Raw genomic sequence first — 17,841 nt, forward strand, 5'->3', positions numbered from 1 at the left:
GCCCGAACCGCCGATCGCACGGCGGCCGGCACGGCCCTCGCCGGATGCCGTTTTCCCCGCGGCAGTCGCTGTCTCTTCGACCGCCACCACCATTCCCCGGAGTCTGGAATACACCAGACGGTAGGTCTTGTTGTTCATCGTTCTTACCGGCGTTTCTTTCAGAACGACGAACGATAGCAACCACACCGTCAGAAAACCACATGGCAATCGTCAGAAATTGCCAAGCACCAAACTCCTTGCATCTTGCGAAAAGAAGATCTTTAGGACCAGTCCTATTGCACTCCTGAATTCCCGGAAAATCCGCTGCTTCAGGGCGCCAACCAACCTGGATTTATCGTCATTTCATCCCGGTCGCTTTTACTTCAGATGCAAATCGCCCCGATATCGCACCGCATTCCGACTATCAAGAAATAGTCACAAAATGTTGCGGAAGGCTCGCTCAAGCATGAAGTGACAGCAACAACGGAACACACGCTGGCGAAGAGCGCCGCTCAATACACATCCCGCACGTACCTCCGCTCCTTCGCGAGCCGCGCGACATACTCGCCGGCCTTGTCCTCCGACATCCCGCCGTGCACGGCGACCACCGATTTCAGCGCGGCATCGACGTCCTTCGCCATCCTGGACGCATCGCCACACACATAGAAATGCGCGCCCTCCTCCAGCCACGCGAACAGCTCGGCGCCCTGCTCGCGCATCCGGTCCTGCACGTACACCTTCTCCGCCTGATCCCGCGAGAACGCGAGATCGAGCCGCGTCAGAAAGCCGCTGTCGCGCATCGTGGCAAGCTCGTCGCGATAGTAGAAGTCGGTCTGCGCGTGCTGCTCGCCGAAGAACAGCCAGTTGCGGCCACGCGCGCCGCGCGCTTCGCGCTCGTGCAGGAAGCCGCGAAACGGCGCGATACCCGTGCCAGGCCCGACCATCACGATCGGCACATCGCCGCTCGCCGGCGGCCGGAAATGCGCGGACTTCTGCACGAACACCGGCACGCGGCCGTCGTCCGCGCGATCCGCGAGGAACGTCGACGCGACGCCTTTGCGCGCGCGGCGGCCGTTGTGATAGCGCACGGCGGACACCGTCAGGTGGATCTCGCCGCGATGCGCGTTCGGGCTCGATGCGATCGAGTAGAGGCGCGGCTGCATCCGCTTCAGCATGCCGACGAGGTCCGCGCCCGACAGTTCGACCGGGTACTCGTGCAGCACGTCGGCAAGCTGCTGGCCCCACAGCCAGTTCTTCAGGTCGGTCTTGCGCTCGTCGCCGAGCAGCGCCTTCAGCGCGCCGTTCGAACTGCGCGCGGCGATGAACGCGAGCGCGTCCGGATGCGGGCGCGTGATGTCGAGGTGACGTGCGAGGGCATCGCCGAGCCGCACGTCGCCGACGCCCGGCACCGTCACCGGCGTGTCGGCTTTCAGCGCGGTGATGTCGAGCAGCTCGTCGACGAGCGCCGGGCAGTTGGTCGGCCACACGCCGAGCGCGTCGCCGGTCTCGTATTCGAGGTTCGCGCCTTCGGTCGACAGCGACACGTAGCGCGTGTCCTTCGCCGCCCCCGGATGATTGAGCCGCAGGTTCGCGACGAGCCGCGACGGCGCCGGATGCGCCTTCGTCGGCAATGCGCCCGGCGGGATCATCCCGTCCGCCGGCACCGCGTGCAGCGCCGCGTCCTCTTCCTTGATCCGCGCGACGATGCGTTCGAGCCAGCGGTCCGCGTCGGCCTGGAATTCGACGTCGCAATCGACGCGTGGCGACAGCCGCGTCGCGCCGAGTTCGGCGAACCGTGCGTCGAGCTGGCGCCCGTGGCCGCAGAACTGGTCGTAGTTGCGGTCGCCGAACGCGAGCACCGCGAAATGCACGCCGTCGAGGCGCGCCGCGCCTTCGGACTTCAGCGCGTCCCAGAAGTCGCGGCCGTTGTCGGGCGGGTCGCCGTCGCCGAACGTGCTCGTCATCAGCAGCACGTATTGCGCCTTCGCGAGCGACGCGATCGGGTAATCGGACATGCAGGTCGTGCGGATCTCGAAGCCCGCGTTCATCAACTGCGTCGCGTAATCCTCGGTCAGCGATTCGATGTTGCCCGTCTGCGATGCCCACAGCAGCACGACCTTCGGCCGCGTGCGGACGATCCGCACGCCCCCCGGCGCGGCTGCGGCGGCTGCCGCGCCATCAGCTTGCGGCGCGGGCACGGCGGCCGGCACCGCGTGGCCGGCCGTCGCGCGGCTGAACAGCCCCGCGAGCATCCCGTCGAGCCACAGACGCGTCGGCGCGGCAAGCGGCGCGCTCGCGGGCAGCACGGGCACGCCGCCCGCGCGGCGGCCCGCATCGCTGCGCAGCCCGCTGACGAAGCCCGCAACGTAGTGGCGCTCCGCATCGGAAAGCTCGGGCGGCGCCGTCTCGGCGATCCCGAGCGCGGCGGCGAAGATGTCGATGTCAGCCATGTCGAGTTCCTGTGTCGCAGACGCGCCGGATGGGGCGGCCGGCGCGGGCGCGGCCTCGGCGACGTCCGGGTCGCGCTGCGGGGTGTCGTCGGCGGCATGCTCGGGCGGGGCCGCGTCGACCCGGCTCACCGCCACCGCGCAGAATTTCAGTTCCGGCTGCTGGGAAACCGGGTCGATCGCGTCGTTCGTGACCGCGTTGATGCACAGGTCGTCGCCGTACACGTCGTTCCAGTGCATCGGCGCAAAACAGTTGCCGGGTTGCACGCGATCGGTCACGACGGCCGGCAGCACCGCACGCCCGCGCCGCGAGCGGACCTCGACGCTGTCTTTCGCGGCGATGCCGAGCGCGCGCGCATCTTCCGGATGGATTTCGACGAACGGGCGCGGATTCAGCTTGTTCAGCATCGGCACCTTGCCCGTCTTCGTCATCGTGTGCCACTGATGCTGCAGCCGCCCGGTGTTCAGCACGACCGGGAATTCGCCGTCGGGCAGCTCGTGCGGCGCGACGTGCGGCCGCGCGAAGAACTGCGCCTTGCCGGACGCCGTCGGGAATGCGATACGCGGGTTTTGCATGCCGCCGTCCGCCGCCGTGCGCAGCGTCTGGCTCACGCCGTCGTTCAGGTAGCGGATCGGGTTGCGGTCGTGCGCCGCATCGGGCGCGCACGGCCACTGCAGCGGCGTATCGGCGAGCGCCGCGTGGCTCGCGCCGCGCAGGTCGTAGCCGGTCGCGGGGTTCGTGAAGCGGACGATCTCGTCGAACACGTCGGCCGCCGACGCGTAGCTGAACGCATCCGCAAAGCCCATCGCGCACGCCACCTCCGCGACGATCTTCCAGTCCGGCAGCGCGTCGCCGGGCGGAGCGATCGCCTGCCGCATCAGCGTCATGTTGCGTTCCGAGTTGATCATCACCCCGTCGCCTTCGGCCCACAGCGCGCCCGGCAGCAGGATGTCCGCATAGCGGTTGGTCTCGGTGTCGAGGAACGCGTCCTGCGCGATCACCAGTTCCGCGGCCTGCAGCCCGGCGATCACGGTCCGCCGGTTCGCGACCGTCGCGACCGGGTTCGTGCAGACGATCCAGCACGCCTTCACGTCGCCGGCCGCCATCCGTTCGAACAGGTCGATCGTGCCATTGCCGGTGTCGGTGCGCAGCGTGCCGCGCGGCACGCGCCACAAGTCCTCGACGAACTGCCGGTCCGCGTCCGACAGCACCGAGCGCTGGCCCGGCAGCCCCGGCCCCATGTAGCCCATCTCGCGCCCGCCCATCGCGTTCGGCTGGCCCGTCAGCGAGAACGGGCCGCTGCCGGGCCGGCAGATCCGGCCGGTCGCGAGGTGCAGGTTGCAGATCGCGTTCGTGTTCCACACGCCATGCGTGCTCTGGTTGAGCCCCATCGTCCAGCAGCTCGTCCATTCCGGCGCGTCGCCGATCCATTCCGCCGCGCGGCGGATGTCGGCAACGGCCAGGCCGGTGATCTCGGCGACCTTGTCCGGCGTGTAGTCGGCGAGGAACGCGGGCATCGCGTCCCACCCTTCGGTGTAGTCGGCGATGAATGCGGCGTCGGTCTTGCCGTTCGCATGCAGCAGGTGCAGCAGCCCGTTCAGCAGCGCGAGATCGGTGCCCGGGCGGATCTGCAGGAACAGGTCCGCCTTGTCGGCCGTGCCCGTGCGCCGCGGATCGACGACGATCAGCTTCGCGCCGGCCTTCACGCGATCCATCATCCGCAGGAACAGGATCGGATGGCAGTCCGCCATGTTCGCGCCGCTCACGAGGAACAGGTCCGCGCGCTCGAAGTCCTGATACGAGCCAGGCGGGCCGTCCGCGCCGAGCGACAGCTTGTAGCCGCTGCTCGCGCTCGCCATGCACAGGCGCGAGTTCGACTCGATGTTGTTGGTGCCGACGAAGCCCTTCGCGAGCTTGTTCACGAGATACTGCGCCTCGACCGACATCTGCCCCGACACATAGAACGACAGCGCGTCGGGGCCATGCGCGTCGAGCACCGCGCGCAGGCGGCGTGCGGTCTCGGCGATCGCGTCGCGCGCCGGCAGCGGCACGAGGTCTTCGTCGCGCGCGCGGCGCACGAACGCGCTTTCGAGCCGCCCCGACTTGCGCAGCGCGACGTGTGCCGACGAACCCTTCGTGCACAGCCGACCGAAGTTGGTCGGATGGTCGGGGTCGCCCGATACCTTGACGACCTCGCCATCCTCGACATGCAGCACCATCCCGCAGCCGACGCCGCAGTATGGGCACACCGTCTTCACGTTCGTGGCAGCCATGCGCGCTCCGTGTCCGTCAGGCCGCGAGTCAGGCTGCAACCCACACGACGCCGTCGTGCACGCGCGACCGGTAGGTGCTGACCGACTGATCCGGCGCTTCGAGGCATTCGCCGGTGCGCAGGTCGAAGTGATGCTTGTACAGCGGCGACGCGACGACGATCCGCTCGCCGAGGTTACCGACGAGGCCGCGCGACATCACGGCCGCCTGCGAGGCCGGATCGACGTTGTGGATCGCGAACACGCCGCCCGCCTCGTGCGCGACATGGAACACGGCCACCTGCTCGCCGTTGACGAGCGCGCACACACCGGTGTTCGGCACGATCTCGTCGAGCGCACACACGGGGGTCCAGGACACTTCGATTTGTTCGTTGCTCATGGCTTTCTCCTTGCTGGCGATGATCGGGAGGAATGGCTCAGGCGGTCTCGGTTTCGAGCACCACCGGGATGTCGATGCGCTTGCCGCGCACGCGCTCGTCCGGCGTCGCGGGGCGGATCTGGCCGCGCGTCTCGACGAACGCGATGTTCGCGTCGGGCGCATCGCTGTTCACGAAGTGGCGGAAGCGCTTGCGCGTCTCGGGATCGGTGACGGCCTTCTTCCACTCGCATTCGTACGTATCGACGACATGCTGCATGTCCGCTTCCAGTTCGGCCGCGAGCCCGAGCCTGTCATTCACGACCACGTCGATCAGGTAGTCAAGCCCGCCTTCGAGGTTGTCGCGCCACACGCTCGTGCGCTGCAGCCGATCCGCGGTGCGGATGTAGAACATCAGGAAGCGGTCGATGTAGCGGATCAGCGTGTCGTGGTCGAGGTCGGCCGCAAGCAGTTCCGCATGGCGCGGCTTCATCCCGCCGTTGCCGCACACGTACAGGTTCCAGCCCTTCTCGGTCGCGATGATGCCGACGTCCTTGCCCTGCGCTTCCGCGCATTCGCGCGTGCAGCCCGACACGCCGAACTTCAGCTTGTGCGGCGCGCGCAGGCCCTTGTAGCGGTTCTCGATCTCGATCGCGAGGCCGACCGAATCGTCGACGCCGTAGCGGCACCACGTCGAGCCGACGCACGACTTCACGGTGCGCACGGACTTGCCGTACGCATGGCCCGACTCGAAGCCCGCGGCGATCAGCTCTTCCCAGATCAGCGGCAGCTGCTCGACACGCGCACCGAACAGGTCGACCCGCTGGCCGCCGGTGATCTTCGTGTACAGGCCGTATTTCTTCGCCACTTGGCCCACTGCGATCAGCCCTTCGGGCGTCACTTCGCCGCCCGCCATGCGCGGCACGACCGAATACGTGCCGTCGCGCTGAATGTTCGCGAGGTAGTAGTCGTTCGAATCCTGCAGGCCCGCGTGCTCCTTCTTCAGCACGAACTCGTTGAAGCACGATGCGAGGATGCCCGCCACCGCCGGCTTGCACACGTCGCAGCCGAGGCCGTGGCCGTGCTTCGCGAGCAGTTCGCCGAAAGTCTGGATGCGCTCGACGCGAATCAGGTGGAACAGCTCCTGGCGCGAATACGGGAAGTGCTCACAGAGATGATTGTTGACCGCGAGGCCGTTTTTCTTCATCTCGGCCTTCATGATCTGCGTGACGAGCGGCACGCAGCCGCCGCACGACGTGCCCGCGCCCGTGCACGACTTCAGTGCGCCGATGCTCGTCGCGCCGTCGCACACCGCCGCGCAGATCTGCGACTTCGACACGTTGTTGCACGAGCAGATCTGCGCGGCCGCAGGCAGCGCGTCGACGCCGAGCGCGGGCTTCGCCGCGCCGTCCGACGACGGCAGGATCAGGAATTCCGGCGACTCGGGCAGCTCCATGCGGTTCAGCATCATCTGCAGCAGCGTGCCGTATTCGGCCGCATCGCCGATCATCACCGCGCCGAGCAGGAACTTGCCGCACTCTGACACGACGAGCTTCTTGTAGATCTGCTTGCGCTCGTCCGCGTACTGGTAGGTGCGGCTGCCGGCCGTCGCGCCGTGCGCGTCTCCGATGCTCGCGACGTCGACGCCCATCAGCTTGAGCTTCGTGCTCATGTCCGCACCGGCAAAGGCCGCCGCTTCACCCGTCAACTGCTTCGCGACGATACGCGCCATGTCGTAGCCGGGCGCGACGAGGCCATACACCGTCCCGTTCCACGCCGCGCATTCGCCGATCGCGTAGATGTCCGCATCGCTCGTGCGGCAGCTGTCGTCGATCGCGACGCCGCCGCGCGGGCCAAGCTCGAGCCCGCATGCGCGCGCGAGTTCGTCGCGGGCGCGAATGCCGGCCGAGAACACGATCATGTCGGTGTCGAGATGCGTGCCGTCGGCGAACTGCATCCGGTGCGTGCCTTCTTCGCCGTCGACGATCTCGAGCGTGTTCTTGCCCGTATGCACGTGCACGCCGAGCGCTTCGATCTTCGCGCGCAGCGTGCGGCCGCCGCCTTCGTCGACCTGCACGGCCATCAGGCGCGGCGCGAACTCGACGACGTGCGTGTCGAGCCCCATGTCGCGCAGCGCCTTCGCGCATTCGAGGCCGAGCAGCCCGCCGCCGATCACGACGCCGCGCTTCGCGCGCGCGCCGCATGCCTGCATCGCTTCGAGGTCCTCGATCGTGCGGTACACGAAGCAGTCCGCGCGCTCGCGGCCCGGCACCGGCGGCACGAACGGCCGCGAGCCGGTTGCGAGCACGAGCTTGTCGTACGCGAGCGTTTCGCCGGACGTCAGCGTGACCGTATGCGCATCGCGGTCGATCGACGCGACCTGTGCGTTCAGGCGCAGGTCGATGTGCGGGTTCTGCTCGAAGAAGCCCGGCGCGACGAGCGACAGGTCGTCCGCCGTCTTGCCCGAGAAGAATTCCGACAGATGCACGCGATCGTACGCGGCGCGCGGCTCCTCGCCGAGCACGGTGACCTGCAGCGCGCCGGCGGCGTCCGCCGCGACGCACTCGAGCAACTTGTGGCCGACCATGCCGTGACCGATGACGATGAGTTTCATGATGAGGTTTCCCCGAACGATCAGTTTGCGATGCTGCCCGCCAGCGCGCGCTCGCGCAGCGCCGCCTCGCGGGCCTTGTGTTCTTCGCTGAAGCGCACCGCCATCGCGCAGAGCGCCGACACGGTGACGATCAGGCCGAGCAGGCTCAGCGTGTGCTGCACGTCGCCGACGCCCTTCAGCAGGAAGCCGGCCGCGACCGCGCCTGCATTGCCGCCCGCGCCGACGATGCCCGCGACGCCGCCGAGCGCCTTGCGGTCGATGAACGGCACGAGCGCGTAGGTCGCGCCGCAGGCCATGTGCGTGAAGAGGCCGAACGTCAGCATCGCGACCAGCGCGAGCCCGACCGTGTTCGTGTGCGAAAACCAGATCAGCCCGAGCCCTTCGCCGACGATCAGCGCGCAGAGCAGCGTCGCGCGCACGTCGAGGCTGCGGCGCGCCGCGATCTTGTCGGACAACCAGCCGCCGAGCGCACGGGCGAACAGCGCGAGCACGCCGAACAGGCCGGCAGCAAGGCCCGCCTCCTTCAGCGACAGGTGGAAGTGGTCGACGTAATACAGCGCGGCGACGTTGTGGATGAACACTTCGACGCCGAAGCACGCGCCGTACGTGACGAACAGCATCCACACGCGGTAGTTCGCGCATGCGGCGGCAAAGCTCGCCCAGCCGCCCTTCTTGCCGCTGTCGATCGTCACGCCTTCTTTGCGCAGCGCGACGAAATCGCCTTGCGGGCAGTCCTGCGTATAGCGCCAGTAGACCCACGCCATCACGAGCATCGCGATGCCCGGCACGACGAGCGCGGCGCGCCACGCGGACGCCTCGCCGAAACCGAGCATCAGAGCGGCAGCGGCGAGCAGCGGCAGGAAAGCCTGCGCGGCGCCCGCGCCGGCGTTGCCCCAGCCGGCCGACGTCGCGTTCGCGGTGCCGACGATGTTCGGCGCGAACATCACCGACGTGTGGTACTGCGTGATCACGAAGCTCGCGCCCACCGCGCCGATGCCAAGCCGGCAGATCAGGAACGACAGGTAGTCGTGGCTGAACGCGACTGCGATCACCGGAATCGCGCCGATCGCGAGCAGCCCCGCATACACGCGACGCGGACCGAAGCGGTCACACAGCGGGCCGACAACCAGCCGCACGACGATCGTCGCGGCCACCGCCGCGATGTTGATGTTCGCGACCTGCGCGGCGCTCAGGTGAAATTCGTGCGCGATGAGCGGCATCAGCGGTGCGCACGCGAACCACGCGAAGAAGCACACGAAGAACGCCATCCACGTCAGATGGAACGCGCGCATCGGCGCGGTGCTCAGACTGAAGAGATCGATGCGGGTAGCTTTGTCGGTCATTTCCCATTCACCAAACGAAAACGGCGTCCTGCGAACCCGGTCTCGCCCATGTCGAGACCCGATCCGTAGGACGCCGTTGCCCAGGAAGCCCGTTGCCGGGCGTGTCGGTATTCGGTACTGCGAGCGAATCGCCGTTGATTCGCACGGACCACACTACGCAAGCGGCGTGCCATGTCGTGCGAAATCCCGTCACGCAAGGGCTCGCGGCGATTTCGGGCGCCGGCGCGGTACGTCTCCGCCCGGCCCCGGCGACGCGTCGTGGCGCAGCGAGGCACAGATGTGGTGCGATGCAGCACTGTCACCGTGCTGCAATGCAGTGCACATTCGTGGTGAATGGCGCACCCGCATACGGCATCGCACCGATGCATCGCGTGCCGGCCGGTATTTGCCCAACGCGACCGCGCGTGGCGTGCGGCGGAACACCGACGCCACCGACGCCGCCTGGCACACGGGTGGCCCGGATATTGCGTAGCCATGCACAAGACACCGGCAACGGCGCCGGTGTGCGGCACCCGCAGCGCGCGCCCGCCACCCCGTCGTGGACGGACGCTTCCGGACAACGGCGTCCCTCCGTGCGGCGGCACGGGCGGACGCCGTTGTCGTTTCGGCGAGCGCAGTGGAGCCGGCACAAGTCGCATCCGATCCGTTATTTCGACCGCCATGCATGCGTGGCAAGAGGACAAGCATCATGAACACTGGCAAGGTCACGCTGCTCGGCGCCGGCCCCGGCGATCTCGACCTGCTCACGCTGAAGGCCGTGAAGGCGCTCGCGGCCGCCGACGTCATCCTGCTCGACGATCTGGTCAATCCGGAGATCGTCACGCTCGCGCCGCAGGCGCGCGTCGTGCGCGTCGGCAAGCGCGGCGGCTGCCGTTCGACGCCGCAGGCGTTCATCGAGCGGCTGATGCGCCGCTACGCGCTGCGCGGTGCGCACGTGGTGCGCGTCAAAGGCGGCGAGGCGCTGCTGTTCGGCCGCGCCGGCGAGGAGCTGAAGACGCTGCGGGACGCGGCGATTCCGGTCGACATCGTCAACGGCATTTCGTCGGGTTTCGCGGCGGCGGCCGGCCTCGGCGTGTCGCTCACGCATCGCGAGCATTGCCAGGGCGTCACGTTCGTCACCGCGCATCTGCAGGATCACGGCGAGCCCGACTGGGCACGGCTCGCCGCGAACGGCACGACGCTCGCGATCTACATGGGGATGAGCCGCATCGAGCGGATCGCGGCCGGCCTGCTCGCCGCGCTGCCGGCGTCGACGCCCGCCGCGGCCGTGCAATGGGCCGGCACGCCTGACGAGCGCCGCTGGACCGGTACGCTCGGCATGCTTGCGCAAGGCGTCGCCGACGCTGGCCTCGGCAGCCCGGCCGTGATCCTGGTCGGCGCCGCGATCGGCGAAACGGCTGCGCTGGCCGACGCTGCGGGCTCCGCGCACGCGATCGCGCGGGCCGCTTAGGATGCGGCGTGCGACGCGGCCGAAGCCGCGCATCTATAGTGAAATTGGCGAGCACCTGCGGGCTGCCCGAACGATGTCGCGCCGCGAAGTACGAGGGCATGCCTCACGCAACGCCCGACGGAAGTCCTCGGCGGACATCGAGCGCATGTCCGTGAAGGACAGCCGACGAACCGCCCCGCCGGGCACCGCCACCCTGTTTGTTTCGTTCGCGTCATGAGTGCGTCCGTTTCGCCCGCCAAGCTGCGCGTGCTGCTCGTCACCGATACGCAAAAGCCGATCGGCGACCTGCGCGACGCGCTCGCGCGCCTCGGCTACGAGATGCTGAACGAAGTCGCGACGCCCGCGCGGCTGCCTGCGGCCGTCGAGGCGCAGCGGCCCGACGTCGTGATCATCGATACCGAATCGCCGTCGCGCGACACGCTCGAGCAGCTCGCCGTGATGAACGCGACCGCGCCGCGCCCGGTGCTGATGTTCAGCCACGACGCCGACCAGACGCTGATCCGCGCGGCGGTCGGCGCGGGCGTCAGCGCGTATCTGGTCGAAGGGCTGTCGGCCGAGCGGCTCGCGCCGATCCTCGAGGTGGCGCTCGCGCGCTTCTCGCATGACGACGCGCTGCGCCGCCGGCTCGCCGATGTCGAGCGCGAGCTCGAAGACCGCAAGCTGATCGACCGCGCGAAGCGCACGCTGATGGACCACCGCAAGCTTTCCGAACCCGACGCGTACGCGGCGCTGCGCAAGCGCGCGATGGACCGGGGCATCCGCATCGTCGACGCCGCGCGCGAAGTGCTCGCCGGCGACCCGCAACCATGAGTGTCATCGCCATGACGACTTCCCCTGCCGCCGCGCCGGAACGCGCACATCTCCGCCTCGGCTTCGTCGCGCTGAGCGACGCGGCCCCGCTGATCGTCGCGCAGCGCCTCGGCCTCGGCGCACGCCATGGCCTCACGCTCGAACTGAGCCGCGAGCCGTCGTGGGCCAAGGTGCGCGACAAGCTGCTGTCCGGCGAACTCGACGCCGCCCAAGCGCTGTACGGCCTCGTGTGCGGCATGCAGCTCGGCATCGCGAGCCCGCAGGCCGACATGGCCGTGCTGATGGTGCTGAACCGCAACGGCCAGGCGATCACGTTCTCGGGGCCGCTCGCCGACGCGTATCGCGCGCGCGGCAACCTGAAGGACGCGCTCGCGACGCTCGGCCGCCCGCCGGTGTTCGCGCAGACCTTCCCGACCGGCACGCACGCAATGTGGCTCTATCACTGGCTCGCGTCGCACGGCGTCGATCCGCTGCACGCGATCCGCAGCGTCGTGATCCCGCCGCCGGAGATGGTCGCGGCGCTCGCGAACGGCGAGCTCGACGGCTTCTGTGCGGGCGAGCCGTGGCATGCGGTTGCCGAAGCGTGTCGCGCGGGCCGCACGGTCGCCGCGACGAGCGAGGTGTGGCCCGATCATCCGGAGAAGGCGCTGGCCTGCCGGCGCGATTGGGTCGCGCTGTATCCGAACACGGCGCGGGCGCTGATCCGCACGCTGGTTGACGCGTGCGCGTGGCTCGACAGCCCTGCGCACCGCATCGAGGCAGCCGGCTGGCTCGCATCGCCGGAGGCGCTCGGCGTGCCGGCCGCGCTGATCGCGCCGCGCCTGCTCGGCGACTACGGCGCGGGGCCGTTCGCCGCGCCGCCGCTCCCGGTCGCGTTCCATGCGAACGGCACGGTGAACCGGCCGCGCGCCGAAGACGGCCTGTGGTTCCTGTCGCAATACCGGCGCTGGGGGATGCTCGCCGGCGCACACGACGACCGGGCGATCGCCGCGGCGATCGCGGACCCGGCGTTGTATGATGCTGCGGTCGCCGGGACGGGCGCCGCGCTCGCCGGATAGCGGACGGGGTCGGAAGCGTTCGTTCCAGGTCGTTGCTGGATGGCCGCACGATGCGCGCCACAAGGGCGCGTCCGATGACGTGCGCGTGCCGATGCCACGCGTCGCGGCGGCACACGACAACCCGCTGGCGACATTACGTTTCCAGCTTGCTCCACCGAAATCGATGTCCAATCGCCCCGGCGCGTCGCTCGACGCGCTGCTGACTGAAATCCGCGCGTGCCGCGCATGCGAAGCGGTGCTGCCGCTTGGGCCCCGCCCCGTGCTGCGCGCGCATCGCGACGCGCGCATCCTGATCGTCGGGCAGGCGCCCGGCGCCCGCGTGCATGCGAGCGGCATTCCGTGGGACGACGCGAGCGGCAAGCGGCTGCGTGAATGGCTCGGCGTCGACGCGGACACGTTCTACGACCCGACGCGCTTCGCGATCGTGCCGATGGGCTTCTGCTACCCGGGCCGCGGCGCGAGCGGCGACAACCCGCCGCGCCCCGAGTGCGCGCCGCTGTGGCTCGACCGGCTGCTCGCCGAGCTGCCCGCGATCCGGCTGACGCTGCTGATCGGCACCTACGCGCAGCGGCATTTCCTGCGCGACACGCGCAAGGCGTCGCTGACCGACACCGTGCAGGCGTGGCGCGAATACGGCCCTGACGTGCTGCCGCTGCCGCATCCGTCGCCGCGCAACCAGGGCTGGTTCAAGCACCACCCATGGTTCGAGACCGACGTGCTGCCCGAATTGCGGCGGCGGGTCGCGCGGCAGCTCGCGCGCTGACGCGCGGTTCCTGCCGCGCGCCGTTCGCTGTACCATCGCGGCTCCATCCGCGTCACGATTGGCCGAATCCGTCATGTCCTCATCCGCCCCGCCGCGCCTGTACGGGATGCCCGAACGCAGCGACCGGCTCGATTTCTATATCCGCGACCAGGCGTCGCGCCAGGCGATCACCGAGCCGCACCGGCACGCGTATTTCCAGATCCAGTTCAATCTCGGCGGCGACACCGAACAGCGCATCGGCGGCGTCACGCGGCCGTTTCCGCGCGGCGCGCTCGCGTTCGTGCTGCCGTACCGCGAGCACCTGATTCCGCATCCGGAAGGCGCGCACTTCATCGTGATCAACTTCAGCCAGGCGTTCCTGCGCGCCGATCTCGACGTCGATCCGCTCGACCTCGAGGACGTGCCCGCGCACCGCTTCCCCGAACTCACGCCGTTCCGCTTCCAGGAGCATCTGGACTTCATCCTGACCGGCGACACGTTCGACGAAGCGCGCCGCCTCGCGCTGTGCATGCTCGACACCGACCGCGTGCGCACGTTCGGCACCACGACGCTGCTGCGCGGCTACCTGCTGCAGCTGATCGGGCTTGTCTGCACGCAGTACGCGGGCGCGCTCGACAAGCTCGCGCAGCGCGGCGCGCATCGCGCGGGCCGGCGCGACGCGCTCGCACGCGTGCTGCGCCACGTGCGCGCGAACCTGACCCGCGAAGACCTGACCCTTGCCGCCACTGCCGAGGCCGCGTTCCTGTCGCCGAACTATCTCGCGCACCTGATCCGCAAGGAGACCGGCAGCACGTTCACCGATCTCGTGACCGAGCGCCGCATCGCGCTTGCGCAGTCGCTGCTGGCACACACGAGCCGGCGTATCTCGGAGATCGCGCGCGAGGTCGGCTTTCGCGACGAGGGGTATTTCGCGCGCCGGTTCCGCGCGCGGGTCGGCGTGTCGCCGAAGGCGTACCGGGAAGCGAACGCCGCGCTGCCGGACGGCGGCGCATCGTAGTTTTATCCCGGACGCAGTTTTGTCCGGGACGTAGTTTTGTCCCGGTAATACGCAGTTGCGTCGCATCCGGCACGGCGCGCGTCGGGTATCGTTGCACGCATGCCGGCTGCCGCGCGACGCTTGCGCCGGCTTTCCGCTGTCCACCCGAACGAGGCCATCCGATGTCCGAATACGTCATCGACGCTCCCGAGCGTCCTTCCGTCGAAGTCGAGCAGTCGTCCGCGCGCTTTCCGCTGCGCCGCGTGTTCTGCGTCGGCCGCAACTATGCCGAGCATGCGCGCGAGATGGGCGCCGATCCGAACCGCGAGCCGCCGTTCTTCTTTTCGAAGCCGGCCGACGCGGTCGTGCCGGCGCGCGGCACCATCCCGTATCCGCCGCTGACCAACGATCTCCATCACGAGATCGAGCTCGTGATCGCGATCGGCCAGGGCGGCCGGTCGATCGACCCGGCCGATGCGCTGTCGCACGTGTGGGGCTACGGCGTCGGCGTCGACCTGACGCGCCGCGACCTGCAGGCCGAAGCGAAGAAGCTGAGCCGGCCGTGGGACTGGGCGAAGGGCTTCGATGCGTCGGGGCCGGTGACCGCGCTGCGGCCGGTGTCGGCGACCGGCCATCCGGCCACGGGCGGCATCTGGCTCGCGGTCAACGGCGAGCCGCGCCAGCAAGGCGATCTCGCGGACATGATCTGGCCGGTGCCGGACATCATTGCGTACGTGTCGCGCTCGGTCGAGCTGCAAGCCGGCGACCTGATCTTCACCGGCACGCCGGCCGGCGTCGGCCCGCTGCAGCCGGGCGACCGCGTGACGGGCGGCGTCGACGGCGTCGCGCAGTTCTCCTTCACGATGGGCGCGAAGCCCTGAGCGTCGGCGCATGAATGCGCCGCGTGCCGCGCCGGGCGATCCGGCGCGGCATCGTGTCGTTCAGCGACGCGCGGTGCGCGCGTCCATCCAGCGCGCACAGCAGGGGCAGCGTGGTCAGCGTCGAGAGCGGGCGCTCAGCGACCGTTGTGTATGGCCGGGGCGCCCCAATGACGGCATGCCACAACGGTTGCGAGCGAAACCAAAGCGTTCCCTCCGGTCAGCAGACTGCGGTGCAGCGTTGAGCCGTTACCAGTGCCAGACCTGATCGAAGCGGTCGAACAGGGCGGGGATCTCGGCACGCGCGAGCGGCGTCAGGCCGCCGATGACATCTTCCCCTGCCAGTCCACAGTCGCGCATGTCCTCGGTGACCGCATACACGGCAACGCCGACGCCGATCATCTTATCCAGATCCTTATCGAGCGCCGGCGGATGGACCTGCCGGCGCTCGCCGAAGGCGAGGCCGGTGGCATCCTGCCCGCGCGCTGCGTAGTTCACGGCGCTTCCGCACAGCAGCAGGCTGACGTCCGCGCCGGCGTTTTTCAGCACATGGTTCAGCCACAGGATGGTGTCATCCTGTTCTTCCAGGGTGGCCCGGTACGCTGTCTCAACAATGCTCAGGATTTTCATGGCGCGGCTCCTATTTCGTCGGGATTACCAGCACAGCGTTGCTCTGGATCGTGGAGTCGAGAAAATCCTTCGGGCTGCCTCGGCGGGGACCCTCAATCCAGTCACCTGCGCCGCGTTCGTCCACACACAGGCCGCAGTTGATCCAATCGAGCTTGACACCCTGCTGGGCAGCGAGTTGGAACAAGGCCGCCACCCATTCCCTGGTTGTCGGGTGATCCTCCTCCTCCACGGATGTGCCCTTGACTGGATTGGCATGGGGGGCTTGCGCCTTCATGGTCAGATTGACTGCACCTTCGTAGGCGAACACTGTTACGTCGTGCCCTCGTCGCAGTGCGGCATCCACAATGCGCAGCGCCGTCGTGCTCGCTGCCTTCTCATACGGGGGATCCATCAGTGCCAGCGTCAATTTCATACCAGTAGCCATCACGTTCTCCTTGATTCAGTGCCAAATGGCCTTGGTCCCAGCCACAAAGAGAAGATCCACGAGTTGTCCTATGTCCGCCTTCTGGACACCTTCCGCCAGCCGTTCGATCGCCCGTTCGCGCAGGGAGAATTCATCGGCAAGGACGGTGACGCCGCTGCGCGTCAGATCCGCGTATCGCTCGCTGAATTTTGCCCCCGGGCGAGTGGAAAGCACGCCGTTCTGAACCAGGAACAGTGTGACCGTGTTGCCCCTCTGGCGTACGCCCCTGACCAGTTCCTCGACGTGCTGGGTATCCCCGGCACCATATGGACCGCGCGATTCTACGAACAGGTAATTTGCCATGTCAGCCTCCAGCACGAAGAAGCAGTTCCCACCGATGGGTTGCCCCTGTGTCGTGCCAGTCGCAACGGGCACTCGACTCGCCGTGCGGCGCGTGGGCCGCGCACAGCTCATGATCTGGGTATAGCAGAACGGACAGATAGTCCAAGTAACTCTACGTGTCGCAGCTCGGGAAGGCTTATGCGTGTGGTCACGCCGTTGTTGACGCACAGCACAATGAGGCAGCTTCTCCGGGTGTTACGGCCGGTACGGGCCGAGGAGCGGACATTCCCCGGCAGGCGCGTAGGTCTCTTCCTGGCCGGCTACCGCCTGACGTGTTTGTCCGTAGCCGACCCATAAGAGACCGTTGAACTTGCCGATAGCAGCCGCTCACCCTCACACTTACAGCGTCGGACATTTGGTTCCATCGATAATTTGCCGCTCTTACTAGGTGGTCAATCCCTATGAATAGCACAATCGTCAATGAGATCATTAGGCTCGGTGGAGATCCAACCGACGAGGTTTGGCGCTGGCTGGCGACACGTGGACCGCACGGAAACTCATTCACTTGGGGACAGACTCGACGAGAACCGCCGGGCTATGTGGGTGTGGATCACTTGCGGGAAATTGTTGAAGAATTCTCGCAAACCATCCCGGATTTCAGTGAGAGAGCGTGCGCTGTAGTGCGGGCGGCGTTGGCATCCGAGCAACCCGATTTGGTCAGGCGTGCAATTCAAATTGCGGCGGTGATCGGGGGCGCAAGCGAAATGCACGCAATCCGTCAACTTGTTGATAGCCCACAGGGTGAAGTTGCCGCTGACGCCAGAGCCTGCGTTTTTTATCTCACGAAGATTAGAGCCTAATATTTGGCCAGCACCCGTCTGTCGTCCCGGTCGAAGGAAGTTTGCTGTTGGCGGTGTCGACGATCTGAAGCCGTCTGGCGAACGGCCGAAACTGGCGCCGACATCCGCCGGATGTGGTCGGCCGCAGCCGACGGTTGTCGCCGCAGGATCCGCGACCCGCTCGAACCGACCCGAAGCAGACGTACCCATTCCCGTAAACCGACGGTCGTAATTGTTATCACGAGTCCAGTTCCTTGGATTGCCGCACGGTGAAGACTTTGGAGTGCCAGTACCTTTTTCGGAACCGCAAACCAGCTCGTTCACACGACAACCGCGGTCAAGAATAAATGAATCAACTGAACGGCCGCTTCTTGCGATCGATCACGTACCCAAGAACTCCGCTAATCCCGGCAATGAAGAACAAGGTATTCAATCCACACTTCTCGGTCTTATTTAGATACGCAATTTTTCCGTGAACATTATGTTCGTACGTTCGCCCCGTGCCGGCATCCATTGCCTTTGGTCTCGTGTCCACCAAATAATAGGAGAGGAATATCGCAGACAAGAACGATATTGCGCTGATTATCATGGCAATCGACTCGCAAAGTCTCCATAGTTTCATTATCGACCCCATTAAAAAATCCGCTCGGCGCTGTCTTGTTAGTCGTGTGTATCCAAGCTAA

The 17,841-nt window shown here is 67.4% G+C and carries 14 protein-coding genes; 6 read left to right on the forward strand and 8 right to left on the reverse strand.

Annotation, left to right across the window (positions count from 1 at the left end; all coding sequences use genetic code 11):
* The 5 genes from ACV22Z_RS00005 to ACV22Z_RS00025 all read right to left on the reverse strand — a co-directional run.
* On the reverse strand, positions 1-138 hold a 138-nt coding region (locus ACV22Z_RS00005; RefSeq protein ID WP_448075122.1), incomplete at its 3' end, for an ESPR domain-containing protein.
* Positions 139-491: 353 nt separating this feature from the next.
* The gene (locus ACV22Z_RS00010) at positions 492-4,700 is read right to left on the reverse strand and encodes a molybdopterin-dependent oxidoreductase (RefSeq protein WP_448074286.1); all 4,209 of its coding nucleotides are present in this window, start codon (positions 4,698-4,700) and stop codon (positions 492-494) included.
* A 28-nt stretch (positions 4,701-4,728) separates the two neighbouring features.
* On the reverse strand, positions 4,729-5,076 hold the full coding sequence (gene nirD, locus ACV22Z_RS00015; protein ID WP_448074287.1) for a nitrite reductase small subunit NirD: 348 nt from the start codon (positions 5,074-5,076) through the stop codon (positions 4,729-4,731).
* Between the two features lie 37 nt (positions 5,077-5,113).
* Positions 5,114-7,666, reverse strand: a complete 2,553-nt coding sequence (nirB, locus tag ACV22Z_RS00020; protein WP_448074288.1) for a nitrite reductase large subunit NirB — start codon at positions 7,664-7,666, stop codon at positions 5,114-5,116.
* Between the two features lie 20 nt (positions 7,667-7,686).
* A complete protein-coding gene (locus ACV22Z_RS00025; protein ID WP_448074289.1) occupies positions 7,687-9,009 on the reverse strand; it encodes an MFS transporter in 1,323 nt (440 codons plus the stop codon).
* Between the two features lie 688 nt (positions 9,010-9,697).
* Between ACV22Z_RS00025 and cobA the strand changes: the two genes are divergently transcribed.
* The 6 genes from cobA (at position 9,698) to ACV22Z_RS00055 (ending at position 14,947) form a co-directional block, all read left to right on the forward strand.
* Positions 9,698-10,459, forward strand: coding sequence for a uroporphyrinogen-III C-methyltransferase (gene cobA / locus ACV22Z_RS00030; protein ID WP_448074290.1), 762 nt, complete (start codon positions 9,698-9,700; stop codon positions 10,457-10,459).
* A 213-nt stretch (positions 10,460-10,672) separates the two neighbouring features.
* Positions 10,673-11,269 carry an ANTAR domain-containing response regulator gene (locus ACV22Z_RS00035; protein WP_448074291.1) on the forward strand — a complete coding sequence of 199 codons (597 nt, stop codon included), beginning with the start codon at positions 10,673-10,675 and terminating at the stop codon, positions 11,267-11,269.
* Positions 11,270-11,280: 11 nt separating this feature from the next.
* Entirely contained in the window at positions 11,281-12,327 is a 1,047-nt protein-coding gene (locus ACV22Z_RS00040; protein ID WP_448074292.1) for a CmpA/NrtA family ABC transporter substrate-binding protein, read from the forward strand.
* Positions 12,328-12,490: 163 nt separating this feature from the next.
* A complete protein-coding gene (locus ACV22Z_RS00045) occupies positions 12,491-13,090 on the forward strand; it encodes a uracil-DNA glycosylase family protein (RefSeq protein ID WP_448074293.1) in 600 nt (199 codons plus the stop codon).
* 73 nt (positions 13,091-13,163) lie between these two features.
* Positions 13,164-14,087, forward strand: coding sequence for a helix-turn-helix transcriptional regulator (locus tag ACV22Z_RS00050; RefSeq protein ID WP_448074294.1), 924 nt, complete (start codon positions 13,164-13,166; stop codon positions 14,085-14,087).
* A 161-nt stretch (positions 14,088-14,248) separates the two neighbouring features.
* Positions 14,249-14,947 (forward strand): fumarylacetoacetate hydrolase family protein, encoded by a 699-nt coding sequence (locus ACV22Z_RS00055; protein WP_448074295.1) that lies wholly within the window; start codon positions 14,249-14,251, stop codon positions 14,945-14,947.
* 246 nt (positions 14,948-15,193) lie between these two features.
* Here the strand turns inward: ACV22Z_RS00055 and ACV22Z_RS00060 are convergent, their stop codons facing one another.
* The 3 genes from ACV22Z_RS00060 to ACV22Z_RS00070 are packed head-to-tail and all read right to left on the reverse strand — an operon-like array spanning position 15,194 to position 16,340.
* Positions 15,194-15,574, reverse strand: a complete 381-nt coding sequence (locus ACV22Z_RS00060) for a hypothetical protein (protein ID WP_448074296.1) — start codon at positions 15,572-15,574, stop codon at positions 15,194-15,196.
* Between the two features lie 10 nt (positions 15,575-15,584).
* Positions 15,585-15,998, reverse strand: coding sequence for a DsrE/DsrF/TusD sulfur relay family protein (locus tag ACV22Z_RS00065; RefSeq protein WP_448074297.1), 414 nt, complete (start codon positions 15,996-15,998; stop codon positions 15,585-15,587).
* A 15-nt stretch (positions 15,999-16,013) separates the two neighbouring features.
* On the reverse strand, positions 16,014-16,340 hold the full coding sequence (locus ACV22Z_RS00070) for a DsrE family protein (protein ID WP_448074298.1): 327 nt from the start codon (positions 16,338-16,340) through the stop codon (positions 16,014-16,016).
* Between the last annotated feature and the right edge of the window lie 1,501 nt (positions 16,341-17,841).

The sequence above is a fragment of the Burkholderia sp. PU8-34 genome, assembly GCF_053427725.1.